General features: G+C 63.8%; 1 protein-coding gene. It reads left to right on the top strand.

What is annotated here, in order from left to right:
* Positions 1-1,016: ISAs1 family transposase (locus tag ACOSDR_RS20180; protein WP_420732340.1), on the top strand; the 1,016-nt coding region annotated here is incomplete at its 5' end.
* Between the last annotated feature and the right edge of the window lie 6 nt (positions 1,017-1,022).

Genomic DNA, 1,022 nt, shown 5'->3' with positions numbered 1-1,022 from the left:
TGGAGATCGTTTTCATCGCCTTGGCAGCGACCTTGTGCGGCGCACAGACCTGCGTCGAGATGGCGTTGTTCGCGCGGTCCAAGGAGCGTTTTCTGCGTGAGATTGTAGAGATGCCGCACGGACCGGCGAGCCACGACACGTTCAGCCGGGTGTTTCGCCTGCTCGACCCGCAGGCTTTTGAGGCAGCCTTCATGGGCTTTGTGCGGCGCTTTGCGGACAAGATCGAAGGCGTGGTGGCGATCGACGGTAAGGCGCTCAAGGGAGCCTATGCGCGCGGGGCTCGGCACGCGCCGCTGCATCTGGTCAATGTCTGGGCGGCTGAGGCGCGCATGGTCGTCGCCCAGCGTCTTGCTCCAGGCCGCAATGAGGTGGCCGGCATGCTCGAGGCGCTGGCACTGCTCGACCTTGAGGACTGCATCGTCACTGCCGACGCCCTGCACTGCCGCAAGGATGTCGCCGCGGCCATCCGTAAACGCGGCGGCGATTACGCCCTGGCGGTCAAGCGCAATCAGCCGCACCTGTACGCCGAGGTCAAACGGCGCCTCATGGCCGGGCCTGCCGACAGCATCGTCACGGACGTGGAAGAAGGTCATGACCGCTCGGAGGTCCGCCGCGCCCGGATCGTTCCGGCTGCCGAACTGGAACAGAGCCATGGCTTCGCCGATGTCCGCGCCGTCGCCAGCGTCGAGGCGGTGCGCCAATCCGCCAATGGCAACGAGACGGTTCACACCCGCTATTACATCCTCTCCACCTGCCTGAACGCCGAGCGGTTGGCCGCAGTAGTGCGCGCACATTGGGGCATCGAAAACAATCTCCACTGGATGCTTGATGTCGCCATGGGCGAGGACGCCGCCAGAAACCGCGTCGGCCACGGCCCCCAAAACCTCTCCCTCCTGCGCAAGCTCGCCCTCAACATCATCAAAGCCAATGACGACAAAGGCTCCATCAAGGGCAAAATCAAACGCGCCGGATGGGATGATGCCTTCCTCACAAAGCTCTTCGCTCATATGCGATAGCCCTGC

The sequence above is a fragment of the Hwanghaeella sp. 1Z406 genome (assembly GCF_048892425.1).
In the GTDB taxonomy this organism is placed as follows: Bacteria; Pseudomonadota; Alphaproteobacteria; order UBA8366; family Aestuariispiraceae; genus Pacificispira.
Note: the sequence above shows the minus strand (reverse complement) of the source record. Positions and strands in the feature narration are given on the sequence as shown.